The 17,206-nt window shown below is 58.5% G+C and carries 4 protein-coding genes; 2 read left to right on the top strand and 2 right to left on the bottom strand.

What is annotated here, in order from left to right; translation table 11 throughout:
• Positions 1-46: 46 nt before the first annotated feature.
• Positions 47-235, top strand: coding sequence for a Trm112 family protein (locus HUJ17_RS15355; RefSeq protein WP_290511516.1), 189 nt, complete (start codon positions 47-49; stop codon positions 233-235).
• A gap of 54 nt (positions 236-289) precedes the next feature.
• On the top strand, positions 290-1,387 hold the full coding sequence (locus HUJ17_RS15350) for a phospholipase A (RefSeq protein ID WP_290511514.1): 1,098 nt from the start codon (positions 290-292) through the stop codon (positions 1,385-1,387).
• A 129-nt stretch (positions 1,388-1,516) separates the two neighbouring features.
• Here the strand turns inward: HUJ17_RS15350 and HUJ17_RS15345 are convergent, their stop codons facing one another.
• A complete protein-coding gene (locus HUJ17_RS15345; protein WP_290511513.1) occupies positions 1,517-6,637 on the bottom strand; it encodes an OmpA family protein in 5,121 nt (1,706 codons plus the stop codon).
• A 101-nt stretch (positions 6,638-6,738) separates the two neighbouring features.
• On the bottom strand, positions 6,739-17,007 hold the full coding sequence (locus tag HUJ17_RS15340; protein WP_290511512.1) for an isopeptide-forming domain-containing fimbrial protein: 10,269 nt from the start codon (positions 17,005-17,007) through the stop codon (positions 6,739-6,741).
• Positions 17,008-17,206: the final 199 nt, after the last annotated feature.

Raw genomic sequence — 17,206 nt, 5'->3', positions numbered from 1 at the left:
GTGGACATTGGGTATACTCGCCAGATCACAGCAAAGGACGGTGAAAATGATTGATACCAACCTTCTCGACATCCTGGTGTGCCCGGTCAGCAAGGCACCGCTGATCTATGATGACAAGGCCGGGGAACTCAAGTGCAAGGCCAGCGGCCTGGCCTATCCGGTGCGCGATGGCATTCCTGTCATGCTGGAGGATCAAGCTCGCTCCATGAGTCACGAGGAAGTCAGCAACCTGTAAACCGGATGCTGAATGTGCCAAACGGAAATCTCGGCAACGCAAAAGGATCGCTGCATGTACAAGTCCCTGGTGCTGGCCCTGACACTGATCAGTGCCTCTCTCTGTACCGCCACTCTCCATGCCGAAGACAACCCGCAAGTCTCTGAACCCGAAAAAGAACAACAACCGCAGCCGTCAGACGGTGATGACGCCCCGGTACCGGATGAATCACCGGAGAAAATGAGCAAAGCCCAGCAGCAGAATGATTGCCTGCTGCGCAGTGCCCAGACTGCCAATGAGCAGGTCACTCTGAAAGAGCTGCGCGGCTGGTGCCAGAACGGCGAAGAGCTGCCCGGAGAACGCACCAACGAGGATGCCTTGCGTGCCAGGCTGGCGCTGGAAAACACCACCCGCGGCAACCCCTTTGTGATCACCCCCCACCGTCGCAATTACCTGCTGCCCTACAGCTACTGGTCCAACCGCCAGTGGAATGACCCGGATAAGGACGATCGGGACTTGCAGCCCAACGAAGTGAAGTTCCAGTTATCGCTCAAGGCACCGATAAAGGAGAACATCGTCGATGATGTGACCCTGTGGATGGCCTTTACCGGTACCTTCTTCTGGCAGGCCTACAACAGTGAGATCTCCGCGCCGTTCCGGGAAACCAACTACGAGCCGGAAATCTTCATTTCCAAACCGGTGGACTGGCAGATCGGCCCACTGGATTCCGAGCTGCTGGTGGCGGGCTTCAATCACCAATCCAATGGTCGTGATGTGCCGGTGTCACGGAGCTGGAATCGGGTGTTCATGAATTACGTATTCAAGACCGGTGACTACTACTGGTCCGTGAAACCCTGGTACCGGATTCCCGAAGAAGAGAAAGATGATCCTCTGGATACCTCCGGCGATGACAATCCTGACATCGAAAAGTACATGGGCAATTTTGAACTGGAGGTAGCCTACCCGTTCCGCAACCACGTGCTCGAACTGATGGTGCGCAACAACCTGCGCTCGGACAACAAGGGCGCTGGCCGCATCAACTACTCTTTCCCTCTCAGCAAACGCTTCAAGGGACTGGTCCAGGTGTTCAGTGGTTACGGCGATTCGCTTATAAACTACGACGATTACGAGAACCGCTTCAGCTTCGGGATTTTGCTGACAGATTCGCTATAAGACAGTTAATAGCGACCCGCATCAGGTTTGCTGTTTTTGAAACGCATGAGGCCGCGCCTAGTCTTTGGGCGCGGCCTCATGCGTTTCAGTTGATGCTGCATTTTTCCGCGAACTATTCACTGTTAACTGTTAGATCTTGCCCACCAAATTGATAAATGCCCCCTGATGATCGTAATCCAGATCCGTCAGGTCATCCGAGAAGTCACTGAAATTATAGCCGATCCCGAACTTCACATTGTCATTGAGGTGGCGATAGATCGCGGCCAGGGCGCCACTGCGCTGATCTTGCGCATCCGGCAGATCCAGCAAACGAGCCTCTACAGTGGCATCCCAATGACGAATCACATGCCAATCCGCCCGCAGGATGTAAAGACTGGCCCGGCTGTCAAAGAACTCCGGATCAACCCGGTCCTGGCTGATCTGGCCCAGACGGTAGGCGTACTTGCCACCCACACTCCAACGACGTGTCAGATCGTAAATGGCGTCCACAGAGAGAATATGACTCTTCTGGATAAACTCCGCTGCTGTATTGTTCAGTGTCACCTGGCCCGCCGAGGGCATATTGTAGAAATAGGTGTACTTGGCCAACACATTGAGCCGGTCGTGATATACGGGGCGATAGCCGTAGCCCATGACCGCTTCGATAAAGCTGCCATCATACAATTCACCCAGTGAACTCTGACTATCGGAATAGTTGAGCTTGCCGATCAAACGCCAGTCCGGGGTAAACTGGTACTTCATGCTGTTCTTGGTCAGCCAGGTCTTGCGCTCCGAGGTGCTCAGATTCAGCGCTTCGGCCTTGTCGATACGATATTCCAGCACGCTGGCAAATTTCACTTCATTGAACGCATAACCCACTTTCAGGGCCGCAGCGCGACGCTCCAGTTCTGCCCCGGTTTCGCGATCACTGAGGGTGCCGAAATCCAGGCTACCGCCATAATTCCAACGATCGTTGGGGGCAATATCAATGCCGGTGGCATGGGTCAGGCCGGTGGGCACATCCCCATGGGTATAGCGCTCTTCCAGGTAGACACTGGTGGTATCCGAGTAACGGGTCTTGAACCCGGAGCTCATGTTGCCGCGCCGGGCACGAACGCCATTGTCGCTGCGCTCATTTTCCAGCGCGTAATTCAGGTAGACGTTACTGCGATCAGACACCAGGTATTCCGTTCCTACCCTGGCGCCGACTCCCATATCACCGGAGGACAGCTCGCCGTCACTGCGCAGGCGATCGGTAAAACGCCAGGAACCACCGGCACCAATTCGATCATTGTCTTCCTGATTGCCATTGCTCTGCGCAGTACTCTGGGCAAAACCGTAAGCGGACCATCTGCTGCCGGAATCATAGTCACCACGCACCACCACATCAGTCCGCTCTCCCTCAACCTGGGTGAGCGGAACCAGCGCTGAATTATCCTCACGGTTTTCCTGCCGGACCCCCGTACTGACTTTCCACTGATCATTGAGGCGATGGCCCACATTCAACTCCGCCGCTTCGATTGTCAGGCCCTGAACCTGCTCGCTGCTGTCCACCTTGGCAGTCACGTCAGTGGAGGGGGTCACCGGCACGGACAAGGTCCCGCCGATCTGCTCGGTTTCCTTGGCGGTGATCACGCCGGGCGCGGAATAGCCGGCCTCCACTTTCTGCTGGTAGGCGGTCGCGGTGCCGTCAACCGATTTGGACCAGACATCACGGAAGGCGACACTGGCATCAAAGCGCGTGGCATCAGCCTCGATGTCATCTTCCTGCCCTGGTGCGGCACCATTGCTGGCACCGGCAAAGTTGAAGCCACCGTCGCTGGACAGGAAGGTGGAGTTGTCCGAGCCTTCGCTGCCAGCCAGTTCAGCCTTGAACCAGGTCTTTGCGCTTTTGCGCAGGGTCAGATCCACCGCCTGCAGGTCACTGTTGCCTTCTTCCTGGCTATTGCTGCCAGTCAGACCAAGCTTCACGTGGTCACCGGCCCAGTAATGCAGTCGCCCACCCTGGGAGAGATTGCTTATTTCCTCGAAGCTGGTGGCATACTCGTAGCGAGCCACCAGGTACACCTCGTTACCGCCGCTGGCATCCGTTGACACCAGCAGTTCATCGGCAGAACTGGCCGACAACGGTTCGGACAGCAGGATACGCCCCTGCAGGTAATCGATATCGTAATCCAGGGCCGGTACCAGATTCTTCACCGCCAGCACCATGCCGGACACCTTGTCACGCACCTCGATGCGAACCCGGTCAGATCCTTCCAACACGTCCAGATGGCGCAGATAGTAAAGCGAGCCACCGGTGCCCCGGAATTCATCTCGCCCCGGAATGGTCCCCGGATCCGCCACAAAGCCATCAAACAGGAATCGCTTCTCACCGAAACTGGTTACCGCATCCGACTGGAAATGCAGGTTGCCGCCATAAAGGCTGCGGTCGATGTGAGCCAGTGAGTTATCGGTATAACTGGTGCGGAAGTTGCCCCACAAGCCATAGTTATCCTGTTTCTGCAGTTTCAGGTAGAACTTGCCCAGCGTCGGCGCCCCGTCCTCCACTGTGCTGTCATCCCCATAGGTAGGAAAATGGTAGTCTGGGTCAATACGGCGGAACATGGCATCGGGGGACTTGTCCATAAAGCCGGTAAACAGATCTTCCACCGGCCCTTCCAGGGTATCGGCACTGGACGTGAGCTCCCAGTCTTCTCCGAATTTTCCGTGGGTGTAATACGCCAGACGCCCGTCCACACTCAGGTCATCGTCATAATGACCGTCCTGGGTTACCAGTTTTGCCGGCCCGTTGGTATCCGACAGCGACGCTGTCACATCGGCAATCCCCACATAAAACCAGTCGCTTTTTTCCAGCTCCAGATCGCGCAGGAAAAGTTCGCCGTTGCCTTCCTGGTCGATAACGGCGACTTCCATGGTGTGCAAACCTGCCGGCAGAATTTCCTCCACCACAAACTCACCGGGTGTCTGCTCGCTGCGGGATACCGGCACGGCTCGACCGGCCACAAAAACCTGACGGTCCTCGGGTATATGCTTGCCATATACTTTGATGGTGCCGCCTTTCAGCGGAATATCGGAGCGAACCAGACGGTTTTCGCCATAGCCCACCAGCAGCTCCTGGTCTGGCGCTTGGTAGGCGTCATCCTTGTCTGCCAGGTCAGACTCAGGTAGATCATCCACCACCCACAGCGTTTGCGCTGCGGTTTCATCGTAACGGCCGTCCTTGTCGTACACTCGCAGTACGTACTGCAGATCGCGCCCCGGGGCCTGGTAGCTTTCGAATTCGGCTAACCATTCGGCATAACCATTCTGGTCCACCGGCACCACCGCCAGCGGCGTATCACGCAGCGATGTGCTTTTCTCGAAAAGACGCACTTCCGCCTTGTCGATAAAGGCCGGGTAGTTACTGTAGATGCGGAACTGCACGAGATTTTCCTGAAGCTCCGTGTCCGGTACATCCTGGTAGCGAATACTGTTGGGCCAGGCGGTGACGTTCAGGCGAGGCTTTATGTCCAGATTGTCGAATTTGAACTGGATATCGGCTTTTTCCAATGCTACGTCGGTACAGCGTTGTACATCAGGCGTACTCTTGCCCGGGTCATCCAGCGGCTTGCCGTCAACGGTAATACGCATCAGGTTCAGGTCGTAGGGGTTGGCCACGTCCACTTCACGAGTCAGGCGCTGGATATCCACACCATCCAGATCATCCAGCATGGCCAGTTCGTCATAGACCACCTGGACTTCCACCCGGGAAATATCCGATTCCACAAAGCCGGTATTGACCACGTCATCGCTTTGCACGTAGCCACGGCCTTCATACTCCGTCTGCTCTTCGGTAAGGCCGAGCTCCTGACTTATCGCCTCCATGACACGGCGGGCACGGGCAGTTGACAGGCCGATGTCATCGCCATAGACCATGGCGGTGCGGCGGTCGAGCCGTTCGTTATCGGTATAGCCGATAAACCGCAGGCGAACATTGCTCTTGTCGGTGATGTCTTCCAGGATCCGACCCAGGCGGGCTATGTAACCTTCAGCGATCTTTGGCTGCCCATTTTCGTAAGGCACCGGCTTGATCCGACCGGTGGGTGGATCGTAAACCCGTGTCACGGTTTCGGCCCCGGAATCTTCCGGACACATCTGCGGCTCATCCGGCAGTGACTGCAGCATGTCGTCGTACCAGAATTCCACTTCAATACGACGATTAAGGGCCCGCCCGGATTCAGATTCATTGGATGCAATGGGGTTCGTGTTGCCACGGCCAGCACTATCAAGCATGGAAGAAGGCAGCTTCAAGGAATCCTGCAATGCCAGCAGCGCACGGCGAGCATGAGCTTTGGAGAGACCCAAATGGTCTCCATAGATACGGGCATCACGACCGACCAGCGGCGAATCGTCTGTGTAGCCGATCAGCTTGATTACCACGTTTTGCTTGTCTTCCAGGTTATCCAGCGCCTGCAGCACATGATCCCGGAATGAGGGAGGAATATCTGGTGACTCACCACTGAAGTGCAAAGGCGGCACCAGGTTTCTTACCTTGGTACGTTTGCTATGACCATCCTTGTAGGTGAGCTTGCATACGGTCTCCACCCGGCAAACCTTGATCCGGTTGAGTTTCTCGGAAACGACGACTTCCTTCTCCACCGTTTCCTGCGCCACCTCGTCGTACCAGACCTGAACTTCCACGCGACGGTTTTTCGCCTTGCCAGCGGCAGTGGCATTACTGGCTATTGGTTCCGCCTCCCCCTTCCCTTCATAGGAAATGGATTCTGCCGGCAGATCCAATGCGGCCTGGAAGAATTCTGCTGCAGTGCCGGCCCGCTCACGCGATAACCCCACGTTGTCGCCCAGGCGCGCCTTCAAGGCACCGAACAGGGGGACGTTGTCGGAATGGCCGACAAAATGCAGACGAACATTACGCTTGTCCCGCATTCCATCAAGAACATCGCGGAGCATCGCCACGTAGGAATCAGGAATATCCGCCACGCCGGAATCATAACGGATCGGTGGCACCACATTGGGCAACTTCACCGTTTTCAATACCTGCTTTTCAACCTGTTGTGTCTCGATGCGATCGCCCAGGTTCTCCTTGTAGATGCTGTCATCCTGCATCCACAGCGTTGGCTGCTCGTAGAGGGGCCATTGCTTTTCTGTCGGGCTACCCAATGACGCGCTCTCACGCACCTGGGGCTCGCCGCTTTCGCCGTCTTCTGCGGGTTGCGCCTGCTCCGCCATTACCGTTGCGGGCAACATCAACGCCACAATCAGAAGCATTGCTGGATTCATTGCCAAAAACGCTCGCCGTTCCTGTTCATTAGCGGAAATCACCGCTGCAAATCGCGCCCCCAGGGGCGCAGAGAGAATGCGCCTTATCATTATTTGCTGCTCCTCTCGGGGGGAGCGCCTGTTCGCCAGAACACTTCCGTTTCTATTATCAGTTCGTAGGGGTTCCCCATTTCCGCCCACTGCTCGGCAATCATTCGCTTCATTGCCTTGAGACGTTTTTCCACCAGGCGCTTGCTTTCGTTCTCGGCCATATAGGCCAGGCGCAGGATGGAAGCCTCTGTTCCCAGTTCTTCCATCAGCAGCGGTACACGGGATTGCCACTGCAAGCGCATTTGTGTGGTATCCGGCTCAAAGACCCCGTTCGCCAGATCCAGGCGCACCACCCGATGCAGAGCCGCACCGAAGTTGAACTTGATCATCTTCCCTCGGGTTGCCCGGCGAACCAGAGGATTCTCCGTGGTCAGGCGGTAACCGGTGGGCAAGGTGCGGTCATCCACTTTCAGGATGAAGTTGGAGCCACGGTTCTCGTCCGGCACCACCGCACAGGTAATGTGGAAACGGCCGTATTCATCGCTGGTGACAAGTAGCCCGCGAGCGGTTACGGCGCGGACACCCGGCAAGCCGGCTTCACCCTCATCCTGATAGCCGTTCTGGTTGGCATCGTCGAAGATCTTGCCGATCACATCGGTACAGTCGAAATCCGGGTCCGGCACAACACGCACCGTTGCCGAGGCTTCCCCGGAAGCCGCCCGGGTGGTGCCGGCATGGCTGCGTGGCGCCACCGCGTTGAACACCTGGGCGCGATTGACGTACTCCCCTTCACTGACACCAGCCCCCACGATGAACAGCATCTTCAGGGTGTGCTGCCCGTCCGCTGCCAGATCCAGGTCGCGCAGTATCAGTTGCCGGCCCTCACGAACCAGCTCCACCGGCACATCATCCAGGCGGGCGGAATCTGCCACGTACTTGAAGCCTGCCGGGAAGCTGTCCACCACCACCAGATCCGGAATCGCCAGACCATAGGTATTGCTGATGCGAATCACATAGGGCACGAACTGGCCTCGGCTGACGTTCACCACCGACGAAGTTTTGGTAATGGACACCGCTCCACCAAGTTGCGGGTCCAGCGGAATGTGGTTGTTGAATATCTGGCTGTCGTCCGGCAGCACCGTATTATCGAACGTCAGGTGCAGGTAATAACCGGTCAACGGGCTGCCCGCTGCCACAGAGGTGCCCGGCTGGTTAGCCGAGGATTGAACCTCACAAGCGCTAGTGGTGGCCACCGCATCGCCGGAACAGGTCGGCACATCGTAGGCTGCCGTTGCGTCGCTGGTGTCGGGCGCAATCAGGCGCGATACGCCCTGCTCATAGCCGCTGGCCGGTGGCGCCACCTGAATCAGGTAATCGCTGCCGCCTGGACAGGAACCAGCACTGAAATTCAGATCGAATTTGTAGAAGCCGTTGGCCGTGGTGACCTGGCCCTGCTGGGCCGGATCATCAAAACAGCTGGTGGCAACGGCGCTACCACCCGCATCCACCATGGTCACCCGGGCACCGGGGACCGGCTGGCGTGAGATGGCATCATAGACAACCCCGTTCGGATCAATGGGCAGGTTCAGGTTCTGCACCAGATCATCTGCGGCAGCAGTGATATCGGTAATACGCTGCAGACCGTCGGTAAATGCAGAGTCGGTCAGCCCCAGAGTTGCGGTCGATGCGGTTGCGCCCGGAGCCAGATAGCGTACTTCATAGGTTTCACCACCCATGGTCTCGGGCAGGCCTGCCGCTACAAACCGGCCGTTATCATCGGTATTGGTGGTGCGCAGCAGCGAACCGTTACGGTAGATTTCCACCGTCCAGTCGGGCAGCACGGTTTCGCCCGTATCGAGCACATTGTCGAAGTTGGCGTCATGCCAGGCCTGACCGCTCAGGGTGGCGGTGCCTGGGATGGCACCCACTTCCACCACCACAGTGCTGCTGGCCGAACGAGTATCATTGTCCCAGCTCACTTCGCCGGTATTGCTGATGGTGGTTCCCGGCGGCACGGTATCATCCACCCGAACCTGGAAACGCAAGGTGGCTGTTCCACCCACCGGCAGATCGCCGTAGGCACTGCCATAGTCGCCCACCAGGATCGCTGTGCTGTCATCCACGCCCGCAGTGCCACCATTCAGCCGCGCCGAATCCGGCACATAGGTGGCCAGCCCGGCCAGCGGTGTCAGGTCATCGCTGAGTACCACCTGGGTGGCAGGCACCAGACCGTTGTTGACCACCTGTACGGTGTATTCCAGTACCGATCCCGCCTGCACGATGCCACCACCAACGACTGTCACGTCCTTGACGATGGAGACCTGCTGGGCGGCGCCGACAATGATTTCGGTAGGTTGATCACCATTGGAATCTACCCCGTCCGCATCGGACGGTTCGTCCGGCAGTTCGGTGCTGGCCAGAATGCCCTGGTTGCGAATCACGGTGCCGCCGGCAACACCAGCATTGATGGTTACTGCCAGAGTCACCGTGGCGCTGCTGTTACCGGCCATGCTGCCAGCCGGTTCGCCGCTGGAATTGATCGGCAGTCCGTTCACCAACGCAGACGCCCCACCGGCATCGGCAACAGGCGCACCGTTCAGGGTAGTGCTGCCGGCCACATAGGTCGTATTGGCCGGGATCTGGTCAGTGAGGACCACATCGGTGGCCGGGTTACCGGAGCTGTTGGTCACCACGAAGGTATATAGCAGGGTGTCATCCGGATCCGGCGCATTGTTGCCGTTCACATCATTGGCAAGCACCACGGTTTTCTGCACGTCCAGCAACGGCAAGGCGCCGACGATATCCTCGGTGGGGTCGTTGGCTACCGGGGTGGCCGGGTCGTCAGAAGGCTGTTCCATGAAGTCAGTACCGCCGGTACCGGCTCCATTAACGAAACCCTGGTTGACGATGCGGGTACCTGCCAGGGTGTCCGCATCGATGGTCACACTGAAGGTAATGGTGGCCACGTTCTCCGCCGCGGCGGTCGCATCCGCGTCCATGGCTCCCGGCGAGGTATTACCCGGTGCATTGATCTGCATGCCCGCTTCCAGCGGCGACACTCCTGCTGCCGGATCGGCAACTGCATTGCCGTTAAGCGTGGTACTGCCGGCCACGTAAGTGGTGAATTCCGGAATGGCGTCACGCAGGGTCACGTCCACGGCATTCTCATTGCCGATATTCGCCACCGTCAGGGTATAAAGCAGGGTGTCTTCCGGCGCCAGTACGGTGGGGTCGCCGGTCACATCATCAGAAACTTTCTGCACCTGCATGACCGGCGCCGACGCGACAGCGATCCGGGTGGGGTCCTCGTCTCCAGGCAGGTTGGGATCATCGGTTAACTGCAGCGTGGATCCAAAGGCTTCCACGCTGCCCTGGTTCAGCACTACGGTGCCGTTATCGATCGGACTCGCCAGGGTCACATCAAAGACCACGGTGACGGTATCGCCGGCGGAACCGGCCACATCCAGGCTCAGGTCCTGCACATCCACCAGACCGGCGCCATTGGTGCCACCATTGGCGTCGGAGTTGTCCGTAGCACCTGGCGGAACCGTTACCATTACCAGACTGCCCGGCTCAAAAATCACCTCGGTGTGCAACGCACCTACATCGTCCAGCAGGGAGAAGTCCGGCAACAGTACCTGGCTGGTGTTGGTGACAGTCAGGGTGTAGCGCAGGCTGTCACCCGGGTTAGCCTGGCCATCCCCATTCAGGTCGTTCTGGATGACAACGGTTTTCTCCACTGTCATTTCCGGCGGGTTGCTGGTCAGGGTGTGGTAGTCCTGCGGGTCCGGAGTGTCCTCGACCACATCTTCCAGGACATGGGTATAGGTGCGACGTTCGGTAAACGCATCATCGGCACTGAACCACTCTGTTGCCCCGGCGAAATTGGTCAGCTCACTGTTGGCGGGCGTGGCATCATCCAGCTCAGCCTGGTATTCCAACCGCAGGAATTGCCCGGCTTCCAGCACGGCGGCCGCGGTCTGACCGGTAAAAGTGAAAGTACAAGGCGTTCCCGGGCTGCTGGGCGCAAAGCTGGTGACGTAATCCGTACCTGCAGCGAGATCCGCCAGCAGGGTACTGCCATCCGTATCGAAAACCCGGGCAGCGGTGATCACCGGTGCGTTGTCGCACATGCCACCGGACGCCAGGTTCGGCAGATGATCCGTCAGAGTGATATCCCAGGCCGCACCGGAACCTGTGTTCTGCACATCCAGCGTGAACAGATCCGGGGTGCCCACGCTCATGGTCGCCGGACCGGTCTTGGTCATCACCAGACCCGGCTCGACAATGATGGTGTCACCGGAGGTACCCGGCTGACCGGCCCCCTGGGTGGCTGTGTCATCGTCGACACGGTTGAAGGTGTAATCCGCGCTGTTGTTGAACACCAGCCCGTCCACATTGGCCGGGTCATCCACTACCTCGACGGTGATATCCACAGCAATCTGTTCACCGGCAGGAATATCGATACCACCGGCGGTGTCTTCAATCACCAGCTGCGTTGCCGTGCCGGTATTGGTCGGCGTCCAGGCGCCACTATTGATGCCAGGGGCTGCTGGCGCCCGATCCACACTGACAAAGCTCAACACCGCCGCAGACGCACCCAGATCATCGGTGATGCGCACATCGAACAGGGCGGTATCCACCGGCATGGCCGGAACCAGAATCTGATAGGTGAGCTGGTCGCCCACGGCAACGGTGCTGGCAGACTCCACCTTCGACAGGGCTCCCGGTCCCGGAGTGGTCAGCGAGCTGGTCGCCGCGGCGGTGGGACCGTACTCTTCCCGTTCGGTGTCTACGCCATTGGCAGGCACAGCATCGTTATCGAAGGAGTAGTACAGGGACACCAGCGCCGAATTAGTGAGAGTCAGGGAAGCCCCCACATCCGGATCCACCTGCACCGTATATTCCACCCGCAGGGTCTCTCCCTCCGGAATGGTGTAGGTATCGGCGCTGCCGTTATCAAGATTCCAGACGGCCACACCAGTTCCCGCATCATAGGAGGGGGCCAGCAACGGCAAGGCCGTGCCGGCATTCACCAGGGTCATGGCCGTGGTTGTCACACCGCTCTGGCGCATGCCAGCCGGCAGGGTATCGGTAAGCACCGTATCGTAAGCCGGCGCCAGACCGTTGTTGGTGATATCTACGGTATAGGTGACCGTTTCACCGGCCACCACGATGGTATCGCCACCTGCTTCGCTGGCGCTCTTGGCCACAGCCAGCTCCGGCTGCAGCACCTCGAGCGAGGCATCCGCGGTCTTGGTGGGGGCCGCTACACCGCCCACGGTGTAATCCAGAGACGCACTGTTGAACAGGGGCTGACTGGTCGGCGTCTGGCTCAGCACATCGTTGTTTTCGATCCGTACTTCGTAAACCAGTACCAGGAAATCATTGCCCGGGTCGCCATCGGCCGGATTAGTAACGTCACCCAGATTCCAGGTCAGTGTCTGGCCGCTGACGGTTGGCGTGGCTGTGCCTGCCGTGCCGAAGAAGTCTGCGCTGACCATGTCTTCGTAGATCAGTCCGGTGGGTAGCACATCGGTCAGCACCAGATCGTTATGGCTGCCTTCCTGCAGGCCGATGCGCAGTTCGAACTGCACCCGGTCCCCCACTCGCACCTCCTGGGCAGAGGTATTGAAGGTGTCCGCGATTCGGGTCTTCGCCAGGGTGGTATTGTCCGGCGCCCCAAGGTTGGTGCTGTCAGAGGTGATGTAGTCATTCACGCCACCACTGCCATCACGTTCGTTGGCGTCCACGCCACTCAAGCTGGTCCAGGTAGCGGTCGCAGTATTGGCCAGCACCTGGCCCGGGGTGACGTTGTTCTGCACTTCCACGTCATACACCACCTGAACGGCGGTGCCTTCCGGGATGTCGATGTTTTCCCAGGTCAGTGTCTGCGCGGTATTGATGCCATCGCCGGTGATAGTGCCCGGTTCTACTGCCGCGCCGGCTACCGTGGCCGTGCCAGGCACATAGGCCAGCCCCAGGCTGAGGGTATCGGTGAGCACCAGATCGAGGGCATCCGAGAAGGTGGCCCCGGTATCTGCCGTCAGGTCCACGGTGTAAGTAAGAACATCCCCGGACACGGGCGGATCGGTGGGCGTGACGGCCTTGGTCAGGCTGACCAGAGGCTCGACAATGGTCAGCGAGCCAGAGGGGGCACTGGTCAGGGCCGTACCGCTGTAGCCGGCATAGGTATAGCTGGCAACGTTGTTGAAGGTATCGCCCGCATTGGTATCCACGGTGTTGGCCACATGGGTGACCAGGGTGACTACCGCTTCCTGACCGGCGGGGATATCGGCAATGGACAGGCTCACCTGATCCGGCGGCGTACTGTTGTCCGTCAGGGCGACCGGGTTGCCACCCACGGTGGCGGTGGCACTGTCATAGACCAGTGCCACCGGCAGGTTATCGGTGACCACCACATCGCTGCGGGCCGCATTAATGGCCGGAATGGTAATGGTATAAGTGACCGTCTCGCCGATGACGGCTTCCGAGGCCGGAGACACCAGGCTCTTCAACGGCAGCGGATCAACCGTCTGGTTGGTCATCCAGAATTCGGCCGGCCCCAGGGCGGCATACTGCTGGCCAGCCGCCGCCGGCAAGGACCAGTACTCCGCAGCCGTAACGCTGTTGTTCCAGAGCTGGTTGGGCGCCACATCGTCCTGGAAGCCGATGGAGTATTCCACCAGGGCGCATTGGCCCGGGTTCACTGGAGTGACGAAATCAAAGGCCAGGTTGCCACCCGGCCCGGCGGGCGCGGTGTAGGTGTAATCGGCGCCATCGGTCTGGGCTGCACCATTCACCGTTACCAGCGGCGTAGTGATGCTGGTTTCATCCAGCTCGGCTGCCAGAGTATCCACCAGTTGCAGACTATAGGCGGGGGCCGTGGAACCGCTGTCATTACAGGCTTCCAGGCGGAAATTCATGATGTCGCTGGCCAGATCCACCTGCAGTGGGCTGGTGCTGTCCGGGTAGCTGTTTCCCAGGTCATCGGTCTTGGTCAGGGTGACCAGCACCGGCTGGCGTACATCAATATTGGCGCTGTCGTTGAGGACGATACCGTTGTCGTAACTGAAGCTGGCATCGTTGGTCAGTGTGGTGGTGGCGACATGAGCCAGGATGTCGGTGGTCACGCGAGCCTGATACTCGATGATGAAGGTATCGTCACTGGTATCGTTGTTAATGGCATTGGTGATGTCACCAATGGTCCAGGTGATCTGGTTACCCGCCACGGCTGGGGCCGCGATATCCCCGTGGTTGAACGGCGCCACAGCACTGAACGGGGCCGAGGCATCACCATTGACGGCTAGCATGCTGTCGAATTCCAGCCCGGCAGGCAGGCTGTCACTTACCGTTACGTTAGTGGTCAGCCCTTCGCGCAGGTTCAGCGCCAGACGATAAACCACGGTATCGCCTACTCGCAGCAGACTGTCGTTGGCCGTACTGATGGCATCGTTCCAGCTGTCAGCCACCACCGTCTTGGCCAGCGCGTTGGTATCTACCGTGGTGATCGTGGCCGTTGCAGGGCCGGCACAGTAATCATCCGGCTGCGCAATATTCGGGCAGCCGGCACCGCTGCGCTCTGCGTTGCTGTCTCCCTGCAGGGACGTCCACTCGACCACCGCACTATTGTCGAAACTGGCAATGGAGGCATCAGCCACATTGACCCGGTAGGTCAGTTCCAGCGACTGCCCCACGGGAATATCCAGGCTGTCATCGCCGTTGTCATCCCCCCAGATCAATACCCCGCTGCCAGCGTCTGTGGGCGCGGCGACAAAACCGGCAACCGGCACACCGCCGATAGTTGCCGACGCCGATCCCGGCACCAGGGTCAGCCCGGCAGGCAGGGTATCGGTGATGGTGGCGTCATTGGCCACGGAAGTGCCACTGTTGGGCATGGTCAGCGTATATTCGAGTACATCACCACCGCTGGCCGGATCCGTGGGTGACTTGCCTGTGGTCACATTGGCGACGGTCTTGCTGATGGCCAGAGCCGGTTCCACCACCGTCAGAGGTGGCGTAGTGTCATTGGGACCTGCGGGTCCACTGACCTGTAAAGCCGGGTTGCCATTGGCACGATTGAACGTATAAGCGGCGGTATTGCTGAACGTATCGCCGCTCTGGTTGTTGACGGTATTGAGCAGCTCCACGGTGATATCAATAACGGCCTGGCCTCCGGCCGGAATATCGATGCCGGTGGACAGATCCTCGATCACCAGATTGCTTGCCGTGCCTGTATTGGTCAGGGACCAGGTACCGCCAGATACCACGGTGGCGCCGACAAATCCCAGATCCACACCGGAAGCAGCCAGGTTGTCGAGGATACGTACGTCAAACAATGGCGAGGCATCCGGGGTTTCCGGTACCGTGACCCGATAGGTGAACTGCTCACCAATGGCCACTTCAGTCTGCGGCGGGTTGGCCTTGCTCAACGGACCGGGTGCCACCACCTGAACGACTGTAGGATCCTCATCTCCGTCTACTTCGGGATCGGAGACACCATTCACGTTGGGGTCATCACTTTGCGTCAGGAAGGGATCGCCCAGACCATCAGTGGCGCTCAGGTCGGCCTGGTTACTGATCAGGGTGCCGTCAGGCAGCCCGCCCAGCACATCCACTTCATACTCGACCATCAAGTCGGTGCCGGCTGCCGCATCCAGAACAGGATTACCATCAACGGAGAGCAACCCGGTGCCAGCATCGAAAGAACAGCTTGCCAGTACCGGGCAGCTGGTTATCACCAATGACGACGCATCCAGACCAGCCACATCAATCAGGTCGCTGATGCTGATGTCATTGATTACCTGATCCAGGTTAAACAGCCGCAGACGGTAACGAAGGCGATCACCGGAAGCCGCCGTAAAGGCAGGCGATGCACCTGTCACCAGATTGACGACCGTTTTTTCGAAATAATAACCGGACAATCCTGCCGTCACTGATTCGGCATCCTGATTATCCGTGACCCCGGGGGTGCCGTCAGAACGTGGAGCAGTAAATTCAACCCGGGAGGCATTGGCGCTACTGTCATTGAACCACTGGGTGGCGGCTGCCACGTTGGTCAGCGTGTCGCCATCACTGGCCTCATCCGGGCTGCCAATGGGATCAAGCTGACTGTCGTAGCTGAGAAGCAGATGCTGATCCGGTGCTATCGCCCCCGCAGAATCGTTCAAGGTCACCGTCAGCAGACAGGTGCCGGCGTCGTAGCTGACGGTGAAATCCCCGGCCAGAGGATCCAGGGTACGCACCACCGTGCTGCCATCCGTGGCCAGCACGGACGCAGTAACACTGGCAGAAGGGTCGGTCAGGCACATGCCTGTGGGGAGCTCATCCTCCACCGTGATACCCCAGGCATCAAACCCGCCCACATTCTGAACATCGAGAGTATAAGCAGGGGTATCCGTAAAGTTGACGGCGGTGGCATCGGTATTCTTGTCCAGCACCAGCTCGGGCTCGGAAATCGTTACCAGTTCAGCCCGACCGTTCTCCCCGGGCAGAGGGTCATAGAAAATGCCGTCAATAAAGCGACCAAACTCCCACTCTGCCACATTGATGAAAGCAGACCCTGGAGCGTTCAGCGCGGTGTCTTCCAGCACCACCTCGATCTCGATAATGATCTGCTCACCAGCCGGCAAGATATTGGGCTGAAAGTTGTCAAAGGTAAGCAGGCCACCCACATTGCTGAAGTTGTGAGCCACCGGAGCGCCGTTGCTTTCTCGGGTAACCGTATGCCCCAGGTAGGTCAGGTCCACCCCCAGAGCGGCAGACGAAATGTCGTCCCGGACGGAGATATCGTGAACGTCGTTAAGGGAGCCCTCGCCGTTGATAACCGTGCCAGAACCGGCATCGAACAGCACCGGAATGGTCAGATTGTAGGTAAAGGGAACGCCAACTGTGGCCGAGGTAATCTCGTTTCCTCCAGGGCCTTCAAGCGCTCGCTTGTCGATCATCTCGACAGGGATCAGCAGATTCTGACAGCTACCACCAAGGATCTTGCTGGAGGAGCCATTGGTGAACCAGATCTTGTGCTCCGCCACGGTGTTACACGACATGTTCCCGGTGTGGAAAACATTGTCGAAGATCACCAGATAAGGGGTCGGATCATTGTTATCAAAGCTGAAGTTGGTATTGAAGCCACCGGGATACCCTTGCGGGTAATTCTGGATCCGGCAATTCACATCAATCTTGATGTTGTCCGGCGCCGGAGAAGATGGCGGAGAGGGAGGGGTCGTCGGTACCGCACCATCAATGACATGAAAACCATTGATCAATGGGTAGTCGGAGCAATTGTACTGAACCGCCTCGGCAATACCGGAGGTCCCCAGCAACAATATGACGGCAAAAACCTGCGCGACGATGGTGGCTATACGCTGCGTGCACAGCGCCCCCCCAGCGGGCGGCCTTCCCCGGAAAGACTCTCTTTTCAACGCGATGACCCTATCAGTCTTTAGTTCTTATAAGTGTTTGGTACGAAAAAACCAAAGTGGCAATCGAGTCTAGGAAAAAGCTACTGGTAATACCGTGAAGTGA

The organism is Alcanivorax sp., assembly GCF_014762765.1.
Classification (GTDB): domain Bacteria; phylum Pseudomonadota; class Gammaproteobacteria; order Pseudomonadales; family Alcanivoracaceae; genus Alcanivorax.
Note: the sequence above shows the minus strand (reverse complement) of the source record. Positions and strands in the feature narration are given on the sequence as shown.

What these genes read in the sequence shown, in the direction of transcription:
- HUJ17_RS15345 (WP_290511513.1), bottom strand. Translation starts at nt 6,637, where the DNA reads ATGCTTCTGATTGTGGCGTTGATGTTGCCCGCAACGGTAATGGCGGAG.
- HUJ17_RS15350 (WP_290511514.1), top strand. Translation starts at nt 290, where the DNA reads ATGTACAAGTCCCTGGTGCTGGCCCTGACACTGATCAGTGCCTCTCTC.
- HUJ17_RS15355 (WP_290511516.1), top strand. Translation starts at nt 47, where the DNA reads ATGATTGATACCAACCTTCTCGACATCCTGGTGTGCCCGGTCAGCAAG.